This window comes from Streptomyces sp. NPDC053560 (genome assembly GCF_044544605.1).
Classification (GTDB): Bacteria; Actinomycetota; Actinomycetes; order Streptomycetales; family Streptomycetaceae; genus Streptomyces.
The window spans coordinates 301,173-321,783 of the sequence record NZ_JBITXI010000010.1; the positions used below are offsets into that span (position 1 = coordinate 301,173).

The window sequence follows — 20,611 nt, forward strand, 5'->3', positions numbered from 1 at the left end:
CCGTCGGCGATGGCATGATCGCTCGCGCACTCGTCCGTACCCGGCCGTTCACGCGGCCGCCCGACCACTGCGCGGGAGGGGGAACCATGATCCTCACGGTCACGCTGAACGCCGCACTCGACATCACCTACCGGGTACCGCGGCTCCGCCCGCGCGGCACCAACCGGCTGACGGAGGTGTCCGAACGCCCCGGCGGCAAGGGCCTGAACGTCGCCCGGGTGCTCGCCGCACTGGGGCATGACACCGTTGCCACCGGTTTCGCCGGCGGCGGCACAGGCGACGCGCTGCGCGCCATGCTCGCCCAGGAGACCGGCGTCACCGACGCGCTGGTGCCGATCGGCGCCGCCACCCGGCGCACCATCGCCGTCGTGGACACCGCCGGCGGCGACACCACCCAGCTCAACGAACCGGGCCCGACGGTCTCCCCCGCCGAGTGGGACGCGTTCCTCACCCGGTACCGCGAACTCCTCGACGGCGCGGAGGCAGTGGCCCTCTGCGGCAGCCTGCCGCCCGGCGTGCCCGTGGACGTGTACGCGCGCCTCACCCGTACGGCCCGCACGGCCGGCGTCCCGGTCCTCCTGGACACCAGCGGCGAACCGCTGCGCCGCGGCCTTGCCGCCCGGCCCGACCTCGCCAAGCCCAACGCCGACGAGCTGGCCGCGCTGACCGGCCACAACGAACCGCTGCGGGCCGCGCGGGACGCGCGCCGCCGGGGCGCGCACACGGTCGCGGCCTCGCTCGGCGCCGACGGCATGCTCGCGGTGACCGCGGACGGCTCCTGGCAGGCCGCGCCACCGCGGCGGATCGCCGGCAACCCCACCGGCGCGGGCGACTCGGCGGTGGCCGGCCTGCTGACCGGCCTGGTCGAAGGCCTCTCCTGGCCGGACCGCCTGATCCGCGCGGTGGCCCTGTCCACCGCAACGGTCCGCGCCGAGGGCGCCGGCGAATTCGACCGCGCCACGTACGAGGAACTGCTGGGCGAGGTCACCGTGACGGACGGGCCGGCGGCGGCTTAGCGATAAGCCCCGGCCGACGGCCGGGGCTCAGGGGCGGCGGCCGGGAGCCCGGGGCTCAGAGGCCGCGCCGGCGGCCGGGGCTCAAGGGCGGCCCCGGCCGGCGGTGCGGTACCGGCTACGGCTTGGTGACCTGGCCCGCCTTGAGCCACACCTGGTCGAGATTGAAGTCGCACTTGTTCCCCTGCTCGCAGGAGATCTTGATCTCGTTGGTGCCCTTGTTCAGCTGCACGTAGGCGTAGGTGCGGGTCCAGCCCTTTTCCCAGTCGCCTTCCTGCGCCCCGGCGAAGTTCTTCATGTTCAGCCCCGAGTCGCGGGCCTTGCCGTTGATCGACAGGGTCGCGTCGGCGTCCTTGCCGGGCACGCCGTACCCGACGAAGACGGTGTACTGACCGTCCTTGGGCACGTCCATCTTCCACGTCGCCGCGGAGCCCGGCGTGTTCATGCCGGTGACGTACAGGCCGCCGGACGAACGGGCGCCCGGTATGTCCTTGGCGGTGGTCGCGGAGCCGTCCAGGCGCAGGCTGCCCGCGTCGGCCTTGGGCAGGTCGACCGCGGCCGGCTTGTCGGACGGCTTGGCGCTCGGCCCGGCGCTCTCGCTCGCGGACGCGCCGGCCCCGCCGGCCTCCTCGCCCTTCCCGTCGTCGCTGTTGGAGATCATCGCGACGCCGATGCCGACGCAGACGACGGCGACGACCGCGATGGCGCCGATGAGCAGGCCGTTGCGGTTGCGTCGCGGCCCCTGGCCGGAGCCGCCGGCACCGTGCCCGCCGTGGCCGTTGCGCGCCCCACCGCCCGGCAGCGTCTCGGGCGCCGCGTAGTGCGCGTTCTGCCCGTACGCCGGCTGCTGCGGCGCCTGCGCCTGCTGACCGTACGACTGCCCGTACTGCTGCTGCCCGTACTGCCGCTCACCGACGGCGCGCACCTGGTTGTAGGACCTTCTGGGGACGCCCGGCTGCCGCACCGCCGCGCCGGCGCCCGACTGACCCTGCGCGCCCGCCTCGCCGCCTTCCGAGCGGTAGAGGTAGCCGAACGGATCGTCGTTCTCCGGCGTGTCCGTGCCGTTACTACCGGCCGTCATTCCGCGTCACTCCCCAGCGGTCTTGCAAACGAATGTCTACGTACTGATGTCTACATGCTTGTGAGGCCCCCGGCGGCCAGCGCCGCATCGGCGCAGCCTACCCGGTGCGGAGCGGCGTACGCCGGTTCCGTACGGCCACAAGATCACTACAGGACGGTGAACAGCGGGCGCTCACCGGGGTAGGCAGCGGTCAGCGCGGTACGGGCGCCCTCCGCCGGGCGGGAGGTGTCTTCCGCCACACGGCCGGGACGCGGGACGGGTGGGACGGGCGGGGAAGACGGGTCCGTGCGACGGGAGGGCCCGGTGCGGATGCCGGCTGCCGTCCCAGGGGCAGGGCGGCAGGGCCCCTGCCCCGGGCGCCGGCCGTCAGCCCACCCGCCGGTTCGCCTTCGAGCGGGACCGCTTCTCGACGTACATCCGCTGGTCAGCGGATTGCAGGACCTCCTCGGCCGACATGCCGCAACCGGCCCAGCCGATCCCGAAGCTGGCGCCGACCCGCACGGCCCGGCCGTCCACCCTGATCGGCGGGATGATCGCGTTCCGCAGCCGTACGGCCAGGTCCTGGGCGTCCGCCTTGCCCAGCCCGTCCGCGAGCACGACGAACTCGTCACCGCCGAGGCGCGCGACCGTGTCGCCGTCCCGCACCCCGTTGGTCAGCCGCCTGGCCACCTCGATGAGCACCGCGTCACCCGTGTGGTGCCCGAACCGGTCGTTGATCGACTTGAAGCCGTCCAGGTCGCAGAAGAGCACGGCCAGCCCCTTGGCACCGTCGTCCTCGGGCCCGTCCGACGGCGCCACCGCATGCACATGGCTGTCGTAGACCGGACCCGTACGGGCGAGGTGGAAGCCCTCGAACGGTTCGCCGCCGCCGTCCGGCAGGAAGTCGTGCCCGTCGATGTCCCCGCCGACCGCCGAGGCGAAGGCGTCCGCCTCGTCCGCGCCCGGCGGCCGCGAGCACAGCCGGGCGCTGAGCCGGGCCCGCAGCTCGGCGGCGTTCGGCAGGCCGGTCAGCGAGTCGTGGCTGGCACGGTGCGCGAGCTGCAGCTCGTGCCGCTTGCGCTCCTCGATGTCCTCGACGTGCGTGAGCAGGAAGCGCGGGCCGTCGGCGGTGTCCGCGACGACGCTGTTGCGCAGGTTCACCCAGACGTAGGAGCCGTCCCGGCGGGCCAGCCGCAGCTCCGCGCGGCCGCCCTCGGCGGAGGTCCGCAGCAGCGTCCCGATGTCCTCGGGGTGCACCAGGTCGGAGAAGGAGTACCGGCGCATCACGGAAGCCGGGCGCCCCAGCAGCCGGCACAGCGCGTCGTTCGTACGCAGCAGCCGCCCGTGCTGGTCGCCTCCCATCTCGGCGATGGCCATGCCGCTCGGCGCGTACTCGAAGGCCTGCCGGAAGCTTTCCTCGCTCGCCCGCAGCGCCTGCTGCTCACGCTCCAGCCGGACCAGCGCGCGCTGCATGTTTGCCCGCAACCGGGCATTACTGATCGCAATCGCGGCCTGGAAAGCGAACATCTGGAGCGCCTCGCGGCCCCAGGCTCCCGGACGGCGCCCGTTGCGTGGCCGGTCGACGGAAATCACGCCGAGCAGGTCGCCGCCTCCGGAGGAGGCCGAGTACATGGGCGCGAAGAGGCGGTCCATCGGGTGCCACTCGTCGGGGAAGCGCGGCGTGGGCCCGGCGGCGTGCCACTGCGGGACGTCGTCGTCGTCCAGCACCCAGCCCTCGGTGTGCGGAATGAAGCACAGGTCGCCCCAGCGCTGGCCCATGCTCAGCCGGCGCTCCCAGGACTCCCGGGAGCCGACCCGGCCGGACAGCAGGGCCTCCGCACCCGCACTGCCTGCGACTGCGGCCACCACGAGGTCGCCGTCGGGGCGTACGAGATTGACCGCGGCGAGCTCATAGCCCAGCCCGGTGATCGCGCCGTCGGCGACGGCCTGCAGCGTGTCTGCAAGGCTGCGTGCGGTGTTCAGGTCAGCGACCACTTGGTGCAGCTGCCGCAGGGTCGCAAGACGGACGTATGGCTCCGACTCGGTCTCCATCGCTCGCTCTCCCCGAGACCTCGACAGCAACTCCAGGCTTCTTGTCGTCCTCTAGTCGTCCGATTGCCACGGCCACTGAATCACAGTGAGCTGTTCACTCGGTACACAGGGTCAACAATTACCCCCTGCTGTGACTCAAGTCACATAACACGCCGGGAAGTTACCCACTCCCCCGAAAGCCCTTTTCTCGCTTCCATAAACTTCCTGAACGCAAATTCCGCCGACCGGAGTCCTCGGTCGTCAGCCCTAGGACGCGGCTGGTCCCAGGGCCCGATGCGAACCGCACGCGGATCCGATTAGCGTTCATTGTGTGTTCACGAACAACTCTGCCGCCGCCACCGACCCGCGCACCGCCCCTACCCCGGGTACGGAGCAGAGCCCGGGTACGGAGCAGAGCCCGGACGGGGAGCCGGGCCCCCGTTCGGAAGAGGCGGGTTCCCGCCCGGAGGAGATCGCCTCGCGCCCCGATGTGATCGTCGAGGGTCAGGAGCTGATCCCGCATGCTGGTGGGGTGAGTGCCGACGAGTTCCGTGCCGCCCTGTCCCGGCTCGCTGCCGGGGTCGTACTGATCACCGCCCTCGACCCGGAGGACGACCCGGCCGACGGCGACGTCCCGGACGGCGAGGACGCGGGGATGACCGCCACCGCGTTCATGTCCGTCTCACTCGACCCGCCGCTGGTCATGGTGAGCGTCCGCAACGAGTCCCGGATGGACGACATCCTGGAGCGACAGCCCCTGTGGGCTGTCTCGGTCCTGACGGAGAGCCAGCGCAACATCGCCGGCCAGTTCTCCATGAAGGGCCGCCTCAGCGACCGGCTCCTCTTCGCGAGCGTCCCGCACGTACGGGGCAAGGAGACGGGCGCCGCACTCGTGAAGGGCGCGCTCGCCACGATGGAGTGCCGTACGGAACAGCGCGTCGTGGCCGGCGACCACACCCTCACCATCGGCCGCGTACTGACGGCCCACACGCCGCACGTGGAAACGAATCCCCTGACGTACTTCCGGGGTCGGTACCGGAAGCTGGGGTAACCGGGGTCCGTACCGGAAGCCGGGATAGTCAGGGGCGGTGCCGGAAGCCGGGGTAGCCGGGGTCGGTACCGGAAGCCGGGACAGGGAGAGGGGGCCGGGGCGGCTCAGTGCCAGTCGCGGCCCGAACGCCCACGCTTCGTGTCACCGCGCTGCTTCTTCTCCCGCAGCCTGCGCTCATTGATGCCCCGCGGTATCCGCGTCTTACGGCGCGGCTTCGGCGGCGGCGCGGACGCCTCCGCCAGCAGAGAGGCGAGCCGTACCGCGGCGGTCTCGCGGTTCCGCCACTGCGAGCGGTGCTCGGAGGCCCGTACGGACACCACGCCACCGTCCAGCAGCCGCCCGCGCTCGGCCAGCCGCTGGAGCGCGCGCTCCTTCCAGACCTCGGGCAGCGCAGTGGTCGCGGCGAGGTCGAAACGCAGCTCCACCTGGCTGTCGGAGGTGTTGACGTGCTGGCCGCCCGGTCCGGATGAACGCGAGAAGCGCCAGACGAGCTCCGCCTCCGGAAGGACGACCGAACCACGGATGACATAGGGCCCGGACATGCGCCAATGATCGCGCGCCCGCGCCGGTCCCGTCACCCGCATTTCCCCGTCCGGGTCCAGTCCGGGGCCAGTCCGGTCCTCGTCCCGGCCCAGCCCGGCCCCTTCCGGGGCCGGTCCGGGCAGTCGGCCCGCGGAGCCGCGCAGACCCCATGAAGCACGACGGTCACGACAGCCGCATCAGGACTTGGCAAAGAAAGTAAAGCCAGCTGGAACCTCATGGTCCTCGACCGACGTTGTGCAGGGTGACGGTAGCTTCGTCCGGAGTACGGAGCCCGACGAAACGACGAGGAAAGGGCACTCCCATGGCTGTAAGCCTGTCCAAGGGCGGCAACGTCTCGCTCACCAAGGAGGCTCCGGGCCTGACCGCCGTCACGGTCGGCCTCGGCTGGGACGTCCGCACCACCACGGGCACGGACTTCGACCTCGACGCGAGCGCGATCGCGGTCAACCCGAGCGGCAAGGTCTACTCGGACCAGCACTTCGTGTTCTTCAACAACAAGGCCACGCCGGACCAGTCCATCGTGCACACCGGTGACAACGTCACCGGCCAGGGCGAGGGCGACGACGAGCAGATCAACGTCAACCTCGCCGCGCTGCCCGCCGACGTCGAGAAGATCGTCTTCCCGGTCTCCATCTACGACGCCGAGAACCGCAGCCAGAACTTCGGCCAGGTGCGCAACGCCTTCATCCGCATCGTGAACCAGGCCGGCGGCACCGAGATCGCCCGCTACGACCTCAGCGAGGACGCGGCGACCGAGACCGCGATGGTCTTCGGTGAGCTGTACCGCAACGGCTCGGAGTGGAAGTTCCGCGCCGTCGGCCAGGGCTACGCCTCGGGCCTGGTCGGCATCGCCCAGGACTTCGGCGTCAACGTCTGATCCGGCTCGACCGTCACGTCGGCTGATGGCCACCTCGGCTGACAGTCACGTCGCCTGACGGCCGAGTCGGCTGACGGCCGAGTCGACTGACGGCTGAGTCGGCTGACTGATGGAGGCCGCCCGCACCGCACCCAGCGGCGGCGGGCGGCCTCCGCCTGCTCCAACGTGCTCCGGCCTGCTTGCTCCGGCCGAGAACGGGTCCCCCGGCCGGGCCTCCGCCCTCCCCGGCGCGAACTTCGCCGCTCCCGTTCCGGCTCCTCCGTCGCAAACGTCTCCGCATTCCGCCGAACTCCCTCGCTTCGGGGCGACCGACCGACGAACATGCGGCCATGACCGGTACAAGCCACCACCCGCACGAGGACGAGCCGCCCACCGACTCCCCCACCGACGCTCCCGCTGAGGCTCCCGCTCTGGAACCGCTGAGCGCCCTGCTCACCGAGACCGACGGCCGCCTTCCGGACCCGCTCCTCGACGAGCTGACGGACCTCTACGCCTCCAACGCCGAGTTCTTCGCCCTCAGCGGCGACTTTCCCGACCCGTACGCCCTCCGACGGGACGAGGTCGCCTCCAGCCTCAACGCCGAACTGGCACACCCCGCCGCCGAGGTACTCCTCGCCCGCGAACCGGGATGCGCAACGGCTCCCGGATCGGGCGGCCAGCCGTCGGGACGGTTGACGGGCGACCGGCCGCCGGGACGACTGACGGGCCTGGCCGCCACCCTCACCGAACACCCCGACCCGATCGACCCGTACCCCTGGATCGGCCTGCTCCTGATCCACGGCGACCTGCACCGTTCCGGCCGCGGCAGCCGCCTGGCGGCATGCGTCGAGGACCGGCTTCGCGGTGCCGGCCACGACGGCGTACGTCTGGCCGTCCTGGACAACAACCCCGGCGCGTTCGTCTTCTGGACCGCCCTCGGCTACCGCGCCATCGACCACCGCACGGACCTCGCCATGGGCCGCCCGTGCACGGTCCTGCACAAGGATTTCTGACCTCTCCACCGGCCCTGACGAGGGCAGCCGACCGTAGCCCCCTCGCGGGAGGGGCGCGGGACGGGCATGGGGCGGGACGGACGCGAGGCGGGTACGGGGCGGGCGTGGGCCGGAAGTGAAATCGGGCCCGACCCCTTCCCCCTCAGGCGGCCGCGATGCCCGGCCGCGCAGTCGGCGGCACCACCCCGTCCCCCTCGGCCTCGACCTCGGTCTCGACCGCGGCGCCTGTTCCCTCTCCCGGTGGGGCAGCGAGAAACGCCAGCTCATCGAGCGACAGCCCGAGCGTCGAGGCGAGGGTCGCCACGGTGAAGAAAGCCGGGGTGGGCGCCCGCCCCGTTTCGACCTTGCGCAGCGTTTCGGCGGAGATCCCCGCGGCTGCCGCGATCTCGACCATGCTGCGGTCGCCGCGCGCCGCCCGGAGCAGCGCCCCCAGCCGCTCGCCGCGCTCGCGTTCCCAGGGAGTGAGAGGTGTACGGACCATGCCGTGATACTAATACCGGTAAACAAATACCGGTATAAAAATTGGCGCACCGAACACGGAGGACCCGACCCATGGTGGAGATCAAGACCGACACCGCCCTCGACGCGATGCGCGGCACCGGCCGCGTGGTAGCCGACATCCTCACGGCCACACGCGAAGCCGCCACCCCCGGCACCCGGCTGACCGAGCTGGACGAGATCGCCCGCTCGGTACTGCGCGAGGCGGGCGCCACCTCGCCCTTCCTGCATTACCGCCCGTCCTTCGCACTCACCCCCTTCCCCGCCACCATCTGCACGTCCGTCAACGACGCGATCGTGCACGGCGTCCCGGGCCCGTACCGGCTGCGCGACGGCGACCTGCTCAGCATCGACTGCGGCGCGATGGTGGACGGCTGGGCGGGCGACGCGGCCATCACCGTCGCGGTCGGCACCCCGCGCCCGGAGGACCAGCTCCTGATGGACACCACCCGGCGCGCCCTGGAAGCCGGCATAGCGGCAGCCGTCGTGGGCGCCCGTATCGGCGACATCTCGCACGCCATCGGCAGCATCGGCCGCGCCGCCGGCTACGGCATCCCGGAAGACTTCGGCGGCCACGGCGTGGGCCGCCGGATGCACGAGGACCCGTCCGTACCCAACGACGGCCGGCCCGGCCGCGGCTTCGTCCTCCGCCACGGCCTCGTCCTCGCCATCGAGCCGATGTTCCTGGCCGGCGGCAGCAACGCGTACTACACGGGCGGCGACGGCTGGACGCTCCACACCACGGACGGCAGCCAGGCCGCCCACTTCGAGCACACCATCGCCGTCACCCACGACGGCCCCCGCATCCTCACCCGGCCCTGACTCCGCCTCCCCTCTCCCCTCTCCCACCGACCAGCGCCACCGCAGAGGCCCGGCCCCCGGATCGCCCCCGGGCCGGCTCCGGGGCAGGGGCGACCCGGGGAAGGGCCGGGGGGCGGGCCCCCTCTGCCCTCCGCCTGGCCCCCCGCCGGGCTGCTCCCCGGCCTCTCCCGGCCTCTCCCTGGCCTCTCCCGGCCGCTCCCTGGTCCCTGGCCTCCCCAAGCGATCACCTCAACCGGCATGCGACCATCACCTACGTGATCGACCTCGGCTACTCGCTCTCCCGGCGCTTCCCGGACCCCCCGCAGACGGACTACCGCACCGCGGACACCCGCGCGCTGCGCCACGACCTGTTCTGCGGTGACGTCTACCTCGCCGACACCAAGGCGGACCGGGAGCTGTCCACGGCCTGGGGATGGGTACCGGTACTGGACTTCGCCTGGGCCCTCTGCGACATCGTCGAGCAGCTCGACCGCGACCCCCACGGCAGCCGCGCCGCCCGCCCGCAACACGCCGAGCTGGACTTCACCGAGTCGTCCGACCGCATCCTCTTCGAGCGCCGTTTCGGCTGGGTGGACGTCACCGCCGACTGGATGCCGGTCGACGAGGCCCCGCTCAGCTTCAACCACGCCGCGCTGCGCCGCGAGGCCCGCGACTTCCTGCACGACCTGATCGCCGACCTCACGGACATGCACGACGGCCTGGCCGACAACCCCCTCGTATGGGACCTCCAGGCCCGCTTCCCCCGCGTCTGACCACCCCCGGCTCCCCCGCCATTCCCCCGGCTCCCCTCACTCCACCGTGACGCCCACCTGGGCCGCGAACGCCGGTGCCAGTTCCATGAGCTGGGACGTGCTGATCACCGCGCCCGCGAGCCGGTCGATACCCCGTGCGATGTCCAGCGTCGCCGCACCCCGCAGGTCGACGTCCCGCATCCGCACCTCGCTGAAGTCCGTACGCGCCAGGGTGCAGCCGTCGAACGTCACCCGCTCCAGCTCGGCCCCGCCGAAGTCCGCCTCCACCAGCACGCATTCCTCGAACGCGACGTCCCGCAGCTTCGCCTTCCGCAGATTGAGGAAGTCGATCTTCCCGCCGTGCACCACGACCCGCTCCAGCACCGCGCCGTGCAGCTGTGTCCCGCCCAGCCGCGCGTCCCGCATCTCCACATCGCGGAACGACGCCCCCGACAGATCCGTACCGACGCCCCGCACCCCCTCCAGCACGCTGTCGATGAAGCGGGCCCGGCTCAGCACCGCCTCGTCCAGCGCGCTGCGCCGCACCGCGCAGTCGAGGAACCGAGCGCCCCGCGCCGACTGCCCCCCGAAGTCCGTGTCCGCGAACTCCAGCCCGTCGTAATCCCCCTCCGGCTCCCACTCCCCTCCCTCGTACGCGACCAGTTCCGGCAGGCGCACCTCCGGCCGCCGTACCGACCGCCTCGTCCGCTCGGCGTTCCCGGCTCGCCCGGCCACACGACCACCGCCCATCTCCGCACCCTTCCGTCTCCACCCACGCCCCCGCGCGCAGCCACCTCACGAACCCGCCCCCGCCGGCATCCACCCGACACCGGACACCCGGTGCCCGCCCCCCGACACCCGGCAACCGACCTCGCCTTCATCCCGACCCATCACCCATCCTGCACCCGACCACTGACATCCCGCCGACGCCCGCCCCGGCCTGTGGATAACCCCTCGGCAGCCCGCCGCCACGGCCGTACCCGACTTCCGATACGGCCGTCCTCGGCTTCCGACCCGGCTGTACTCGACTTCGGCGGCCGAACGCATCGGCCGGAGCCCGGGGCCGGCCGCTACTCCGCTACCCCACAATCCCCAGCTCCCGCGCCGTGTTGTTCAGCCGCCGCCCACCCGTCTCCGTACACGTCACGATGTCCTCGATCCGCACCCCGAAGCGCCCCGGAAGGTAGATCCCCGGCTCGATCGAGAAGCACATTCCCGGGACCAGCGGCAGGTGTTCGCCCTCGACCATGTACGGCGGTTCGTGCGTGGTCACGCCGATGCCGTGCCCGACCCGGTGGATGAAGTACTCGCCGTACCCCGCCGCCTTGATCACCTTCCGCGCCACCCGGTCGATGTCCTGGCACGCGGCGCCCGGCCGCACCGCTTCGAACGCCGCCTGCTGCGCCTCCCGCACGATGTCGTGGACCTTGCGCTCCTCCGCGGTCGGCTCGCCCACGTGCACGGTGCGCGTCGTGTCCGAGCCGTACCCGTCCTTCAGCCCGCCGAAGTCGAGTACGACCATGTCGCCGTCCTCGATGACACGGTCGCCCGCCTCGTGGTGCGGATCGGCCCCATTGGGCCCGGAGCCCACCACCGTGAAGTCCACCTGGCTGTGCCCGTGTTGGCGCAGCAGCCGCGCAAGGTCCGTCGCCACGTCGCGCTCCCGGCGCCCCGCGAACGGCACGCCCAGGATCTCCTCGTACGTGGCGTCCGCCGCCGCGCCCGCCGCCGCCAGCCGCTCCACCTCGTAGGCGTCCTTGACCGCGCGCAGCATCGGAAGCGCCTCCGTGAGCGAGGCGTACGCGCTGCCCGGCAGCGTCCGCTGCATCCCGAGGAGGTGCATCGCCCAGGCCGAGTCGGAGATGCCGTACCGCCGCTCCGGCTCCAAAAGTCCGGCCAGTACCGCGTACGGGTCCTCGCCGTCCCGCCACCCCAGGATCTCCGTCGCACCGGCGCCGGCGGCATGCTGTGCGTCCGACCGCTCCAGTACGGGCACCAACAAGCGCGGCCGCCGGTCGACGGTGACGACCAGCGCGGTCAGCCGCTCGGTCACGGCGGTCGGCGTGTACCCGGTGAGCCACGCCAGATCGGGGCCCGGCGTCACGATCAACCCGGCCAGCCCGGCGTCCGCCGCCGCCCGCCCGGCCCGCTCCATCCGCCGCTCGAAGTCCTCCCGCGTCAGCACAGCGCCCTTCCCAGCGCCCTTTCCAGCACCCTTTCCAGCACCCTCGTCAGCGCCCTTGTCCGCACTCGCTCCTGCACTTGTCGCCATCCCGGCCTCCCCGCCAACCACCGTCGTCCTCACAGAACTCGCCATGCCGGGAACTTACGCCGGGAACGGCCCACCAGAGCCCGACCGTGCCGCACAAACCAGCCCCGATCACTCCCCCGCATCCCACCCGGCCGACAGCCCCCCGGGCCAGGAGCAGCCCCAGCAACCAACCCCGGACGCCCCCCCGGCTCACTAGCGGCGGCTGGAGTGGCACCTGAAGGCCGCCGACGGGTTCCCGGTGCGGTTCCAGCGGAAGATCGTCGAGGTGCCTCATGGACCAGCTGCTGAAGAAGCGCGTCGAGCGGGAGCGGTGATCGTTCCGCCGGGCGGCTGATGTCGATCGCGGATGCCAAAACGCCCCGGCCGGGACCCTTTGAGGGCCCGGCCGGGGCGTTTTCGCTGTTCAGCGCGCTGTCGCGCGTGGAGCCCCCTGTCGGATTCGAACCGACGACCTTCGCTTTACAAGAGCGGTGCTCTGACCAGCTGAGCTAAGGAGGCGTGTCATGTGAAGTGTACCCAGGGGGGAAGGTTACCTGGCGGGGGGATTTCGTGATGTCCGACCTACTGACACCGGGTGCCCTTCCGGGTACCGTCCCTGGCAGTCGGTGTGCAGTGGACTACACCACCCGCGCACGGGCTGCCCACAATCCTTCCTTTACTCGGATCGTCCGGCACGTTCCTGCCGGTGAAGGGACATATCACCATGGCTACGGTCACGTATGACCAGGCAACCCGGATCTACCCGGGTTCCGACAAGCCCGCCGTCGATCAGCTCGACATCCAGATCGAGGACGGGGAGTTCCTCGTCCTGGTCGGGCCGTCCGGTTGCGGCAAGTCCACCTCCCTGCGGATGCTCGCCGGCCTGGAGGACGTCAACGGCGGCGCGATCCGCATCGGGGACCGCGACGTCACTCACTTGCCGCCCAAGGACCGGGACATCGCCATGGTGTTCCAGAACTACGCGCTCTACCCGCACATGACCGTCGCGGACAACATGGGCTTCGCGCTCAAGATCGCCGGCGTGAACAAGACGGAGATCCGGCAGAAGGTCGAGGACGCGGCGAAGATCCTGGACCTGACCGAGTACCTGGGCCGCAAGCCGAAGGCGCTCTCCGGTGGTCAGCGCCAGCGTGTGGCGATGGGGCGCGCCATCGTGCGTGAGCCCCAGGTGTTCCTCATGGACGAGCCGCTGTCGAACCTCGACGCGAAGCTGCGTGTCCAGACGCGTACGCAGATCGCCGGCCTGCAGCGCCGCCTCGGGATCACGACCGTGTACGTCACGCACGACCAGGTCGAGGCCATGACGATGGGCGACCGGGTGGCCGTTCTCAAGGACGGGCTCCTGCAGCAGGTCGACTCGCCGCGCAACATGTACGACCGGCCGGCGAACCTCTTCGTGGCCGGCTTCATCGGGTCGCCTGCGATGAACCTCGTGGAGGTGCCCATCACCGATGGCGGCGTGAAGTTCGGCAACAGCGTCGTGCCGGTCAGCCGTGAGGCGCTCAGCACGGCGGCGGACAAGGGCGACCGTACGGTCACCGTCGGCGTCCGGCCCGAGCACTTCGACATCGTCGAGCAGAACGGCAGCGCCGCGAAGACCCTGACGAAGGAGTCCGCGGACGCGCCGGCGGGCCTGGCCGTCACCGTGAACGTCGTCGAGGAGTTGGGCGCGGACGGGTACGTGTACGGCACGGCGGAGGTCGGCGGCGAGGTCAAGGACCTGGTCGTCCGTGTCAACGGCCGTCAGGTGCCGGAGAAGGGCAGCCAGGTGCACGTCGTGCCGCGGCCGGGCGAGACGCATGTCTTCTCCACGTCGACCGGTGAGCGGCTCAGCGACTGAGCGGCTCAGCAGCTCAACGGCTGAGCAGCCTCCCGCATGAGGCGCGGAACATGATGGGCGGGGCGGTTTCCCTTGTGGGGCCGCCCCGTCGGCGTTTGGGAGCCGTCCTGATCGGCAGGGGGGGCACGCTCCGGGCGCTGGGCCCTGCCATGGCCTGCCCGCCCGCCTTCCTTCCTGCCTGCCCGACTGCCGCCCTCAGAGGCACGGCCGGGTTTGAAACGGGGCATGGGGTGGGGAGGTACCGGGCTTCCGGTTGTCGACAATTGGGCGGGCAGTTCCGCCATTTCGAGCAGCGTGCGTCAACATCATTTAACCCGCGACAGGCGATTTCATCCCTCGACCGGGTGACTAAATGTCGCCATATCATCACTGCTCGCTACCATCACGGACGTGAACTCCGCAGCCCGGCGTATCGGCCGAACTCTCGCTCTCGTCCTGCCCGTCGTCCTCGTACTCTCCGGGACACTAGCCGTCACTCGCGTGCCGTGGGCCTCACCGACTTCCGAGTCGCAGATGCTCACCGCCTCGTCCGGTACGGCCACCAGCCATCAGCCGCGCAACCGCGCCCCGCAGGACCTCCTGCGGGACCGTCTGCTGGCCGAACTCCAGGAGAAGGACCCGGGAACCGCCCTGACGCACCTCCAGGAGGCCACCACCAAGCGGCCGTCGCTCGCCAAGCACTGCGCGTCCATCGCCCGCGCGCTGGGCCGTGCCGCGGTCCAGAAGTACGGCGCATCGCACCGCGCCCAGGCGTACTCGCGGCCCGTCTGTGACACGTCGTTCGCGAGCGGGGTCGCCACTGCGCAGTGAGCGGCCACCCCGTAACGACCGAAGTAACGACCGAAGTAGCGATCGAAGCAACAGCCGAAGCAACGACTGAACTCGTAGCCACGAGACTCGCAAGCCTCGTCACTACAGCAGGACCATGTGGCGAGCGGCGTGGCGGACCACGGCGGGCGGCCGTCGGACGGCAACTTCTCGTACGTCCCGTACGTCCGCCGGTACGTCCGCCCGTACGCCTGCCCGTACATCAGGTGACAGGGCGCAGCGCTCGTACCCTGTCCGCCACAGCCAGCGCATAGGGTGCGGATCATGACAGGTGTCCCGTATCCGCATCCCACGCAGGCCGTGGTCCTGGCCGGCGGCCAGGGCTCGCGACTCCGCCCGTACACCGACGACCGGCCCAAGCCGATGGTCGAGATCCCGGGCACCGGGACCCCGATCATCGGCCATCAGCTCGCTTGGCTGGCGGCCGAGGGCGTCACCGACGCGGTCGTCTCCTGCGGCCACCTCGCCGAGGTCCTCCAGGACTGGCTGGCCGAGGCCGAACTCCCCCTGCGGGTCACCACCGTTGTGGAGACCGAACCGCTCGGCCGCGGTGGCGGACTCAAGTACGCCGCCGCCTCTCTCCCCCGCCCCGGTCAGCCCTGGTACGCGACCAACGGGGACATCTGGACGCGCTTCTCCCTGCGTGAGATGGCGGACTTCCACCACGAGCGCGGCGCGGATGCCACCCTGGCGCTGGCCCGGCCGCGGATCCCCTGGGGCGCCGTCGAGACCGACCCCTTCGGGCACGTACTGGACTTCATCGAAGCGCCGCCGTCGCCGTATCTGATCAATGCGGGTGTGTACGTCTTCTCCGCGGCCTTCACGGACTTGCTGCCGGACCGTGGCGACCATGAGCGCACGACGTTCCCGCGGCTCGCGCGCGAGCGCCGACTGGCCGGTTTCCCGCTGCCGCAGGGCGCCTACTGGCGCGCGATCGACACGGCCAAGGACCTCACCGAGGCCGCGCGGGAACTCGCCCGGTACGGGCCCGTAGACGGACATGGGCATGGGCGTGGCCTGAGGAACGGGCAGGCGTAGCGCAGGGGCAACCAACGCCTGCACGGTGCGTTGGCCGACGGGGCGCGTGAGGCTCCCCCGCCGCCTCCTCGCCCATCTCCCTTCCCCTCCCCCCACACACCTCCGCCACCCGCCCCACAGCCCTTTCAGGCGGTGGGGCGGGTGGCGGAGAGGGGGCGGGCCGGGGAAGTGGCCCGGGACCCCGGGGCGGGTGGGTCAGCCCAGGAGGCCGCCCAGGGTGCCGCCGGAGGAGGAGCCTCCGGAGGAGCCGCCGCTGGAGGAGCCGCTCGGGGAGGAGCCGCCGCCCGTCGTGCCGCCGCCGGTGCCGGCCGTGGAGGTCGGGGGCTGGGTGGCGGGGGCGGGGTCGGCCGGGACCGACTGCTGGGGCGGGCCGCTCGTCGTACGGCCCGGCTGGGCGCCCTGGGTGGCGCCGGCCGTCTCCCTGGCCGCGCCCGGCTGCGAGGCCGACGGGGAGACCGAGGAGTCCGTACCGCGGGAGGTGCCCGCCGTGGGAGACGCGCTGCCCTGGGTGGCGCCGCCGATGCGGCCGTTGCTCGTACGGTTCGGGGCCTCGCGCGGGGTGTGCAGCGAGCGGCCGGGCAGGGAATTGGTCGGCGGCTCGCCCGGCTTGGGGACGGTCGGCCCCGAGGCGGAGCGTACGGCGCCGCCCAGGAGGGAGCCGATCAGCAGCGTCAGGCCGGCGACCACCGCGGTCATCACGGCGCCGCGGCGCAGCACCCGGCGCCGCAGGTCCCAGACCTCCACACGGGGGCCGAGGTTGCGCCAGGCCTCGCCGGCCAGCCGCGCGTCCAGGGAGTAGACGGGGGCACCCGCGATGATCAGCGGGCTCCAGGCGGCGAGGTAGATGATGTCCGGCGCGTCGTACACAGGAACGTTGCGCCAGCTGACGGTCATCAGGAGGGCCGCCGAGAGCAGCGCGCCCATGGAGGCGGCGACCCGCTGCCAAAGGCCGCAGACGGTCAGTACGCCGACGACGACCTGGAGGAAGGCGACGGTGAGGCCGGCTCCTACCGGGTGCGCGAGCGCGAAGTCGCGGAGCGGGGTGGCGAGCGCCCAAGGGTGCAGCGACTCCAGCCACTTCACCATGGAGCCGCGCTCGCCGCCGTCGAAGTACACGGGGTCGCAGAGCTTGCCCATGCCGGCGTAGACGGTGATGAAGCCGAGGAAGACGCGCAGGGGCAGCAGGACGACGCCGAGGTTCATCCGGCGGTCGGGGTAGAACGCCTGCTTGTCGCCGGCGAAACGGCGGCCGTCGCCGTGGCGGGGCTCGAATTCGGCGTCGCTGCACGGGCCTTCGTCCCAGTCGGCCCCGGCAGCGCCGGGGCCACCGGAGCCGCCGGAAGCGGCGCCGTACGCACCGGCGTACGAGCCGTCGGCCCCGCCGGCGTACGAGCCGGCCTGGGTGTCGGCGTGCGCCCCTTCATGCCACGTGCCGCCCGCGCCCGCCGTGACGTACGCGCCGTTCTCGTCCGCGCCGTACGCACCGTCGGACCAGGTGTCGTCCGTGGGGCGGGAGTGCGGGAGCCGGGGCATCAGCTCGGTGTCGTCGGAGGCGCCGCGGGGTCCGATCACACCGGGCGACGGCGGCGGCGCGAAGGCGCCCGCCCCGTCCGGCCCGACCCGGGGCAGGACCTGGGTCGCGCCGGCGTCGTCGGTGCGGCCGCCCGCGCTGTTCCGCACGGCGTGCAGGAGCTGGGTGGTGGGCGCCGAGGTGTCGCCGGGCGTCGTACGGCCGCTCCAGACGACGGGCGCGCGCCGCCTGGCGGGGGCGGGTCCGGCAGCGGCGGTGCCGGACGCGGCGGCGGCCGTGGCACCCCGCGCGGCGCCCGCCGACGCGGGGGCCGCGAGCTGCACGCGGAAACTGGCGTGATTGACGATGACCTGCGCGGGGTCGCACGGCACCTTGACCGAGCTCAGTACCGGCTCGTCATCGAAGCCCGGCGAGCGTCCCCCCGTAGGCCTGCGGGGTGTTCTGGTGTCCACGCTCATCTAACCGAGTGACCAGCGTTTAAGACACTGCCTTGACCGCGTCGATCTGTCCGAGACCCGTCAAAACTTCCCGGGTTGCACGGAGGGTGATGTTCTGCCCCGGGATGGCGGCTCGGTTCGTGCCGATATGCGACGCGGCTGCCGCACTTCGGGGCGGGACGGCCGCTGCCCCCAGTAGGTCACGTCAGCAGGTCACGCAAGTAGGCCACGGCCACGGTCCGCGGGCTCCGGTACGAACGGGACCGGGCGGGGCGGGGTGGGCCGGGGTGTCCTGGGATGGGGCGACTGGCGACCCAAACCACGACGAGATGCCCGACGAGCGCACGCGGGGGCGGACCAAGGCCCGCCCCCGCGCTGCACAAAGGCGTCACGCCCGGCGGCGCGCCGCCTCCCACAGCACCACGCCCGCCGCGACACCGGCGTTGAGCGACTCGGCGCCTCCCGGCATCGGGATGCGGACGCGCACGTCGCAGGTCTCGCCGACGAGGCGGGAGAGGCCCTTGCCCTCACTGCCGACCACGATGACGACCGGGCCGTCCAGCACCTCCAGGTCCTGGAGCTCCATCTCGCCGTCGGCCGCGAGGCCCACGACCGTCATGCCCGCCTTCTGGTACGTCTCCAGCGCACGGGTGAGGTTGGTGGCGCGCGCGACCGGCGTGCGCGCCGCCGTACCGGCGGAGGTCTTCCACGCGCCGGCCGTCATCCCGGCCGCGCGCCGCTCCGGTACGACCACGCCATGGCCGCCGAACGCGGAGACGGAGCGGACGACCGCACCGAGGTTGCGCGGGTCGGTGACGCCGTCGAGGGCGACGATCAGCGGGTCCTCGCCGTTGTCGAACGCGGCCACGGGGAGGTCCTCGGGGTGCGCGTAGTCGTACGGCGGGATCTGCAGGACCAGGCCCTGGTGGTTCAGGCCGTTGGTCATGCGGTCCAGCTCGGGGCGCGGCGCCTCCATGAGGTTCATGCCGCGGTCGGCGGCGAGCTGGAGCGCCTCGCGCACCCGCTCGTCGCTGTCGATGAACTGCTGGACGTACAGCGTCGTCGCGGGGATGTCCTCGCGCAGCGCCTCCACGACCGGGTTACGGCCGACGACCAGCTCCGACGTGCCCTTGGCGCCGCCGCGGCGCGGGGCCGGACGGCGGTGGGCCGACTGCTTGGCCTGGGCGTTGGCGATGCGGTTCTTCACATGTCCCTTGCGGGCGGACGCGGGCGGGGTGGGGCCCTTGCCCTCCAGGCCCCGGCGCCGCTGGCCGCCGCTGCCGACCTGCATGCCCTTCTTGTTGGACGTGCGGCGGTTCCTGCGCTGGCTGTTGCCGGCCATGGGTCACCTGTCTCTTACTGCTCTCGACGTCTCGCGACGTGGATGTGATGTCTGCTGCGTATGCGTATGAGTGTCGCCCGCGGTGCCCTGTGCGGGCTACCGGGACGGGACTGCGCCGCCCGCGCCCACCGGGGCGCGGGCGCTGCCGTCCGCGTCGCCGCTGTCCGTCACGACAGCGACCAGCGCGGCCCCGACGGGGTGTCCTCGATGGCGAGGCCGGACTGCTGGAGCTGGTCGCGGATCGCGTCGGCGGTGGCGTAGTCCTTGCGGGCACGGGCCGCCTGGCGCTGGTCCAGGACCATGCGCACGAGGGAGTCGACGACGCCGTGCAGGTCCTCGCCGCGCTCGGAGGCGCCGCCGGACCACTGCTCGTCCAGCGGGTCCAGGCCCAGTACGCCGAGCATGGCGCGCACCTCGGCCAGTCGGGCGACGGCGGCTTCCTTGTCGTCGGCGGTCAGCGCGGAGTTGCCCTGCCGGACGGTCGTGTGCACGATCGCCAGCGCCTGCGGGACGCCGAGGTCGTCGTCCATCGCCTCGGCGAAGGCCAGCGGCACCTCGTCGGCGGGCTCGACCGGTCCCCCGGCCAGCTCCACGACGCGCTGCACGAAGCCCTCGATGCGCGCGAACGCGGACTCGGCCTCGCGCAGCGCTTCCTCGCTGTACTCGATCATCGAACGGTAGTGCGGCGTCCCGAGGTAGTAGCGCAGCACGATGGGGCGCCAGCGCTTGACCATCTCGGAGACGAGCACGGAGTTGCCCAGGGACTTGGACATCTTCTCGCCGCTCATCGTGACCCAGGCGTTGTGCGCCCAGTACCGCGCGAACTCGTCGCCGTAGGCCTTGGCCTGCGCGATCTCGTTCTCGTGGTGCGGGAAGACCAGGTCGACGCCGCCGCCGTGGATGTCGAAGCGCTCACCCAGGTACTTGTGGGCCATGGCCGAGCATTCCAGGTGCCAGCCCGGCCGGCCGCGGCCCCAGGGGGTCTCCCAGCTGGGCTCCCCTTCCTTGGCCGCCTTCCACATCGCGAAGTCGCGCGGGTCCCGCTTGCCGGTCTCGCCCTCTCCGGAGGGCTGCTTCAGCTTGTCCAGCTCCTGGCCGGACAGCTCCAGGTAGCCGGGGAAGGAGCGCACGTCGAAGTAGACGTTGCCGTCGACGGCATAGGCGTGGCCGCGCTCGATCAGGCCGCGCATCATTTCGATCATCTCGGGGACGTGCCCGGTCGCGCGCGGCTCGTACGTCGGCCGCAGGCAGCCGAGGGTGTCGTACGCGGTGTTGAACGCGACCTCGTTCTCGTACCCGATCGACCACCACGGACGGCCCTGCTCGGCCGACTTCTTGATGATCTTGTCGTCGATGTCGGTGACGTTGCGTACGAACGTCACGTCGTAGCCGCGGTACTCGAACCAGCGGCGCATGATGTCGAAGTTCAGTCCCGACCGGATGTGCCCGATGTGCGGGGCGGCCTGCACGGTCGCGCCACACAGGTAGATCGAGACGCAGCCCGGCGTGAGCGGGGTGAAGTCACGGATCTGCCGGGCGCTGGTGTCGTACAGGCGAATGGTCACGCATCAAGGGTAGACGGAGCGAGGCAGTGCCCCGCGACCCGATGGGCCACGAGGACACAGAAGCGTGACACTCGCGGGTGTTCTGTCACACTTCGCGCGATATGGGGCCTGTGTGCGGTCCAGGATGGCCCGGTCCGACG

The 20,611-nt window shown here is 71.8% G+C and carries 18 protein-coding genes and 1 tRNA gene; 9 read left to right on the forward strand and 10 right to left on the reverse strand.

All coding sequences use genetic code 11. The features are described from left to right. Nucleotides 1-86: 86 nt before the first annotated feature. Nucleotides 87-1,016 carry a 1-phosphofructokinase family hexose kinase gene (locus ACIGQF_RS25145; RefSeq protein WP_399714220.1) on the forward strand — a complete coding sequence of 310 codons (930 nt, stop codon included), beginning with the start codon at nt 87-89 and terminating at the stop codon, nt 1,014-1,016. Between the two features lie 115 nt (nt 1,017-1,131). Here the strand turns inward: ACIGQF_RS25145 and ACIGQF_RS25150 are convergent, their stop codons facing one another. Both ACIGQF_RS25150 and cdgB read right to left on the reverse strand, forming a co-directional pair. Continuing rightward, nucleotides 1,132-2,094 (reverse strand): carbohydrate-binding protein, encoded by a 963-nt coding sequence (locus ACIGQF_RS25150; protein WP_399714223.1) that lies wholly within the window; start codon nt 2,092-2,094, stop codon nt 1,132-1,134. A gap of 366 nt (nt 2,095-2,460) precedes the next feature. Beyond that, the gene (gene cdgB / locus ACIGQF_RS25155; RefSeq protein WP_361559159.1) at nt 2,461-4,125 is read right to left on the reverse strand and encodes a diguanylate cyclase CdgB; all 1,665 of its coding nucleotides are present in this window, start codon (nt 4,123-4,125) and stop codon (nt 2,461-2,463) included. 451 nt (nt 4,126-4,576) lie between these two features. On the opposite strand from cdgB, the gene ACIGQF_RS25160 reads away from it, so the two are divergent. Further along, entirely contained in the window at nt 4,577-5,155 is a 579-nt protein-coding gene (locus tag ACIGQF_RS25160; RefSeq protein WP_399714444.1) for a flavin reductase family protein, read from the forward strand. A gap of 104 nt (nt 5,156-5,259) precedes the next feature. Here the strand turns inward: ACIGQF_RS25160 and arfB are convergent, their stop codons facing one another. Further along, complete coding sequence (gene arfB, locus ACIGQF_RS25165; protein WP_361559156.1) at nt 5,260-5,697, reverse strand: alternative ribosome rescue aminoacyl-tRNA hydrolase ArfB; 438 nt, start codon at nt 5,695-5,697, stop codon at nt 5,260-5,262. A gap of 302 nt (nt 5,698-5,999) precedes the next feature. On the opposite strand from arfB, the gene ACIGQF_RS25170 reads away from it, so the two are divergent. After that, nucleotides 6,000-6,575: a TerD family protein gene (locus ACIGQF_RS25170; protein WP_052863614.1), complete on the forward strand. Its 576-nt coding sequence runs from the start codon at nt 6,000-6,002 to the stop codon at nt 6,573-6,575. A gap of 329 nt (nt 6,576-6,904) precedes the next feature. Further along, a complete protein-coding gene (locus ACIGQF_RS25175) occupies nt 6,905-7,567 on the forward strand; it encodes a GNAT family N-acetyltransferase (protein WP_399714228.1) in 663 nt (220 codons plus the stop codon). A 142-nt stretch (nt 7,568-7,709) separates the two neighbouring features. Here the strand turns inward: ACIGQF_RS25175 and ACIGQF_RS25180 are convergent, their stop codons facing one another. Beyond that, complete coding sequence (locus tag ACIGQF_RS25180; RefSeq protein WP_399714231.1) at nt 7,710-8,048, reverse strand: helix-turn-helix domain-containing protein; 339 nt, start codon at nt 8,046-8,048, stop codon at nt 7,710-7,712. Nucleotides 8,049-8,119: 71 nt separating this feature from the next. Here ACIGQF_RS25180 and map point away from each other — a divergent pair, with 71 nt between their 5' ends. Together map and ACIGQF_RS25190 are read left to right on the forward strand one after the other, a co-directional pair. Next, nucleotides 8,120-8,887 (forward strand): type I methionyl aminopeptidase, encoded by a 768-nt coding sequence (gene map / locus ACIGQF_RS25185; RefSeq protein ID WP_399714234.1) that lies wholly within the window; start codon nt 8,120-8,122, stop codon nt 8,885-8,887. Nucleotides 8,888-9,141: 254 nt separating this feature from the next. Further along, on the forward strand, nt 9,142-9,639 hold the full coding sequence (locus ACIGQF_RS25190) for a hypothetical protein (protein WP_399714236.1): 498 nt from the start codon (nt 9,142-9,144) through the stop codon (nt 9,637-9,639). A gap of 36 nt (nt 9,640-9,675) precedes the next feature. Here ACIGQF_RS25190 and ACIGQF_RS25195 read toward each other — a convergent pair whose 3' ends face one another. The 3 genes from ACIGQF_RS25195 to ACIGQF_RS25205 form a co-directional block, all read right to left on the reverse strand. Further along, complete coding sequence (locus ACIGQF_RS25195) at nt 9,676-10,368, reverse strand: pentapeptide repeat-containing protein (protein ID WP_399714239.1); 693 nt, start codon at nt 10,366-10,368, stop codon at nt 9,676-9,678. A 328-nt stretch (nt 10,369-10,696) separates the two neighbouring features. Continuing rightward, nucleotides 10,697-11,773: an aminopeptidase P family protein gene (locus ACIGQF_RS25200; protein ID WP_399714447.1), complete on the reverse strand. Its 1,077-nt coding sequence runs from the start codon at nt 11,771-11,773 to the stop codon at nt 10,697-10,699. A 538-nt stretch (nt 11,774-12,311) separates the two neighbouring features. Further along, a tRNA-Thr gene (locus ACIGQF_RS25205) sits at nt 12,312-12,388 on the reverse strand. Between the two features lie 205 nt (nt 12,389-12,593). Between ACIGQF_RS25205 and ACIGQF_RS25210 the strand changes: the two genes are divergently transcribed. From ACIGQF_RS25210 to ACIGQF_RS25220, 3 genes are all read left to right on the forward strand, one after another. Then, on the forward strand, nt 12,594-13,730 hold the full coding sequence (locus ACIGQF_RS25210; protein ID WP_399714241.1) for an ABC transporter ATP-binding protein: 1,137 nt from the start codon (nt 12,594-12,596) through the stop codon (nt 13,728-13,730). 390 nt (nt 13,731-14,120) lie between these two features. Beyond that, nucleotides 14,121-14,540 (forward strand): hypothetical protein, encoded by a 420-nt coding sequence (locus tag ACIGQF_RS25215; protein ID WP_361559085.1) that lies wholly within the window; start codon nt 14,121-14,123, stop codon nt 14,538-14,540. Between the two features lie 282 nt (nt 14,541-14,822). Next, on the forward strand, nt 14,823-15,596 hold the full coding sequence (locus ACIGQF_RS25220; protein ID WP_399714243.1) for an NDP-sugar synthase: 774 nt from the start codon (nt 14,823-14,825) through the stop codon (nt 15,594-15,596). 195 nt (nt 15,597-15,791) lie between these two features. On the opposite strand, the gene ACIGQF_RS25225 is transcribed toward ACIGQF_RS25220, so the two are convergent. The 3 genes from ACIGQF_RS25225 to cysS all read right to left on the reverse strand — a co-directional run bounded on the left by ACIGQF_RS25225 (nt 15,792) and on the right by cysS (nt 20,471). Next, nucleotides 15,792-17,585: a DoxX family membrane protein gene (locus ACIGQF_RS25225; RefSeq protein WP_399714246.1), complete on the reverse strand. Its 1,794-nt coding sequence runs from the start codon at nt 17,583-17,585 to the stop codon at nt 15,792-15,794. Between the two features lie 367 nt (nt 17,586-17,952). After that, a complete protein-coding gene (gene rlmB, locus ACIGQF_RS25230) occupies nt 17,953-18,906 on the reverse strand; it encodes a 23S rRNA (guanosine(2251)-2'-O)-methyltransferase RlmB (RefSeq protein WP_399714249.1) in 954 nt (317 codons plus the stop codon). 167 nt (nt 18,907-19,073) lie between these two features. Beyond that, on the reverse strand, nt 19,074-20,471 hold the full coding sequence (gene cysS, locus ACIGQF_RS25235) for a cysteine--tRNA ligase (RefSeq protein ID WP_399714252.1): 1,398 nt from the start codon (nt 20,469-20,471) through the stop codon (nt 19,074-19,076). Nucleotides 20,472-20,611: the final 140 nt, after the last annotated feature.

Bases quoted from the DNA above. Each gene is read 5' to 3' on its own strand.
- cdgB (WP_361559159.1), bottom strand. From the start codon at position 4,125: ATGGAGACCGAGTCGGAGCCATACGTCCGTCTTGCGACCCTGCGGCAG.
- ACIGQF_RS25180 (WP_399714231.1), bottom strand. From the start codon at position 8,048: ATGGTCCGTACACCTCTCACTCCCTGGGAACGCGAGCGCGGCGAGCGG.
- map (WP_399714234.1), top strand. From the start codon at position 8,120: ATGGTGGAGATCAAGACCGACACCGCCCTCGACGCGATGCGCGGCACC.
- arfB (WP_361559156.1), bottom strand. From the start codon at position 5,697: ATGTCCGGGCCCTATGTCATCCGTGGTTCGGTCGTCCTTCCGGAGGCG.
- ACIGQF_RS25175 (WP_399714228.1), top strand. From the start codon at position 6,905: ATGACCGGTACAAGCCACCACCCGCACGAGGACGAGCCGCCCACCGAC.
- ACIGQF_RS25150 (WP_399714223.1), bottom strand. From the start codon at position 2,094: ATGACGGCCGGTAGTAACGGCACGGACACGCCGGAGAACGACGATCCG.
- ACIGQF_RS25200 (WP_399714447.1), bottom strand. From the start codon at position 11,773: ATGGAGCGGGCCGGGCGGGCGGCGGCGGACGCCGGGCTGGCCGGGTTG.
- ACIGQF_RS25195 (WP_399714239.1), bottom strand. From the start codon at position 10,368: ATGGGCGGTGGTCGTGTGGCCGGGCGAGCCGGGAACGCCGAGCGGACG.
- ACIGQF_RS25225 (WP_399714246.1), bottom strand. From the start codon at position 17,585: ATGAGCGTGGACACCAGAACACCCCGCAGGCCTACGGGGGGACGCTCG.
- ACIGQF_RS25210 (WP_399714241.1), top strand. From the start codon at position 12,594: ATGGCTACGGTCACGTATGACCAGGCAACCCGGATCTACCCGGGTTCC.
- rlmB (WP_399714249.1), bottom strand. From the start codon at position 18,906: ATGGCCGGCAACAGCCAGCGCAGGAACCGCCGCACGTCCAACAAGAAG.
- ACIGQF_RS25145 (WP_399714220.1), top strand. From the start codon at position 87: ATGATCCTCACGGTCACGCTGAACGCCGCACTCGACATCACCTACCGG.
- ACIGQF_RS25170 (WP_052863614.1), top strand. From the start codon at position 6,000: ATGGCTGTAAGCCTGTCCAAGGGCGGCAACGTCTCGCTCACCAAGGAG.
- ACIGQF_RS25220 (WP_399714243.1), top strand. From the start codon at position 14,823: ATGACAGGTGTCCCGTATCCGCATCCCACGCAGGCCGTGGTCCTGGCC.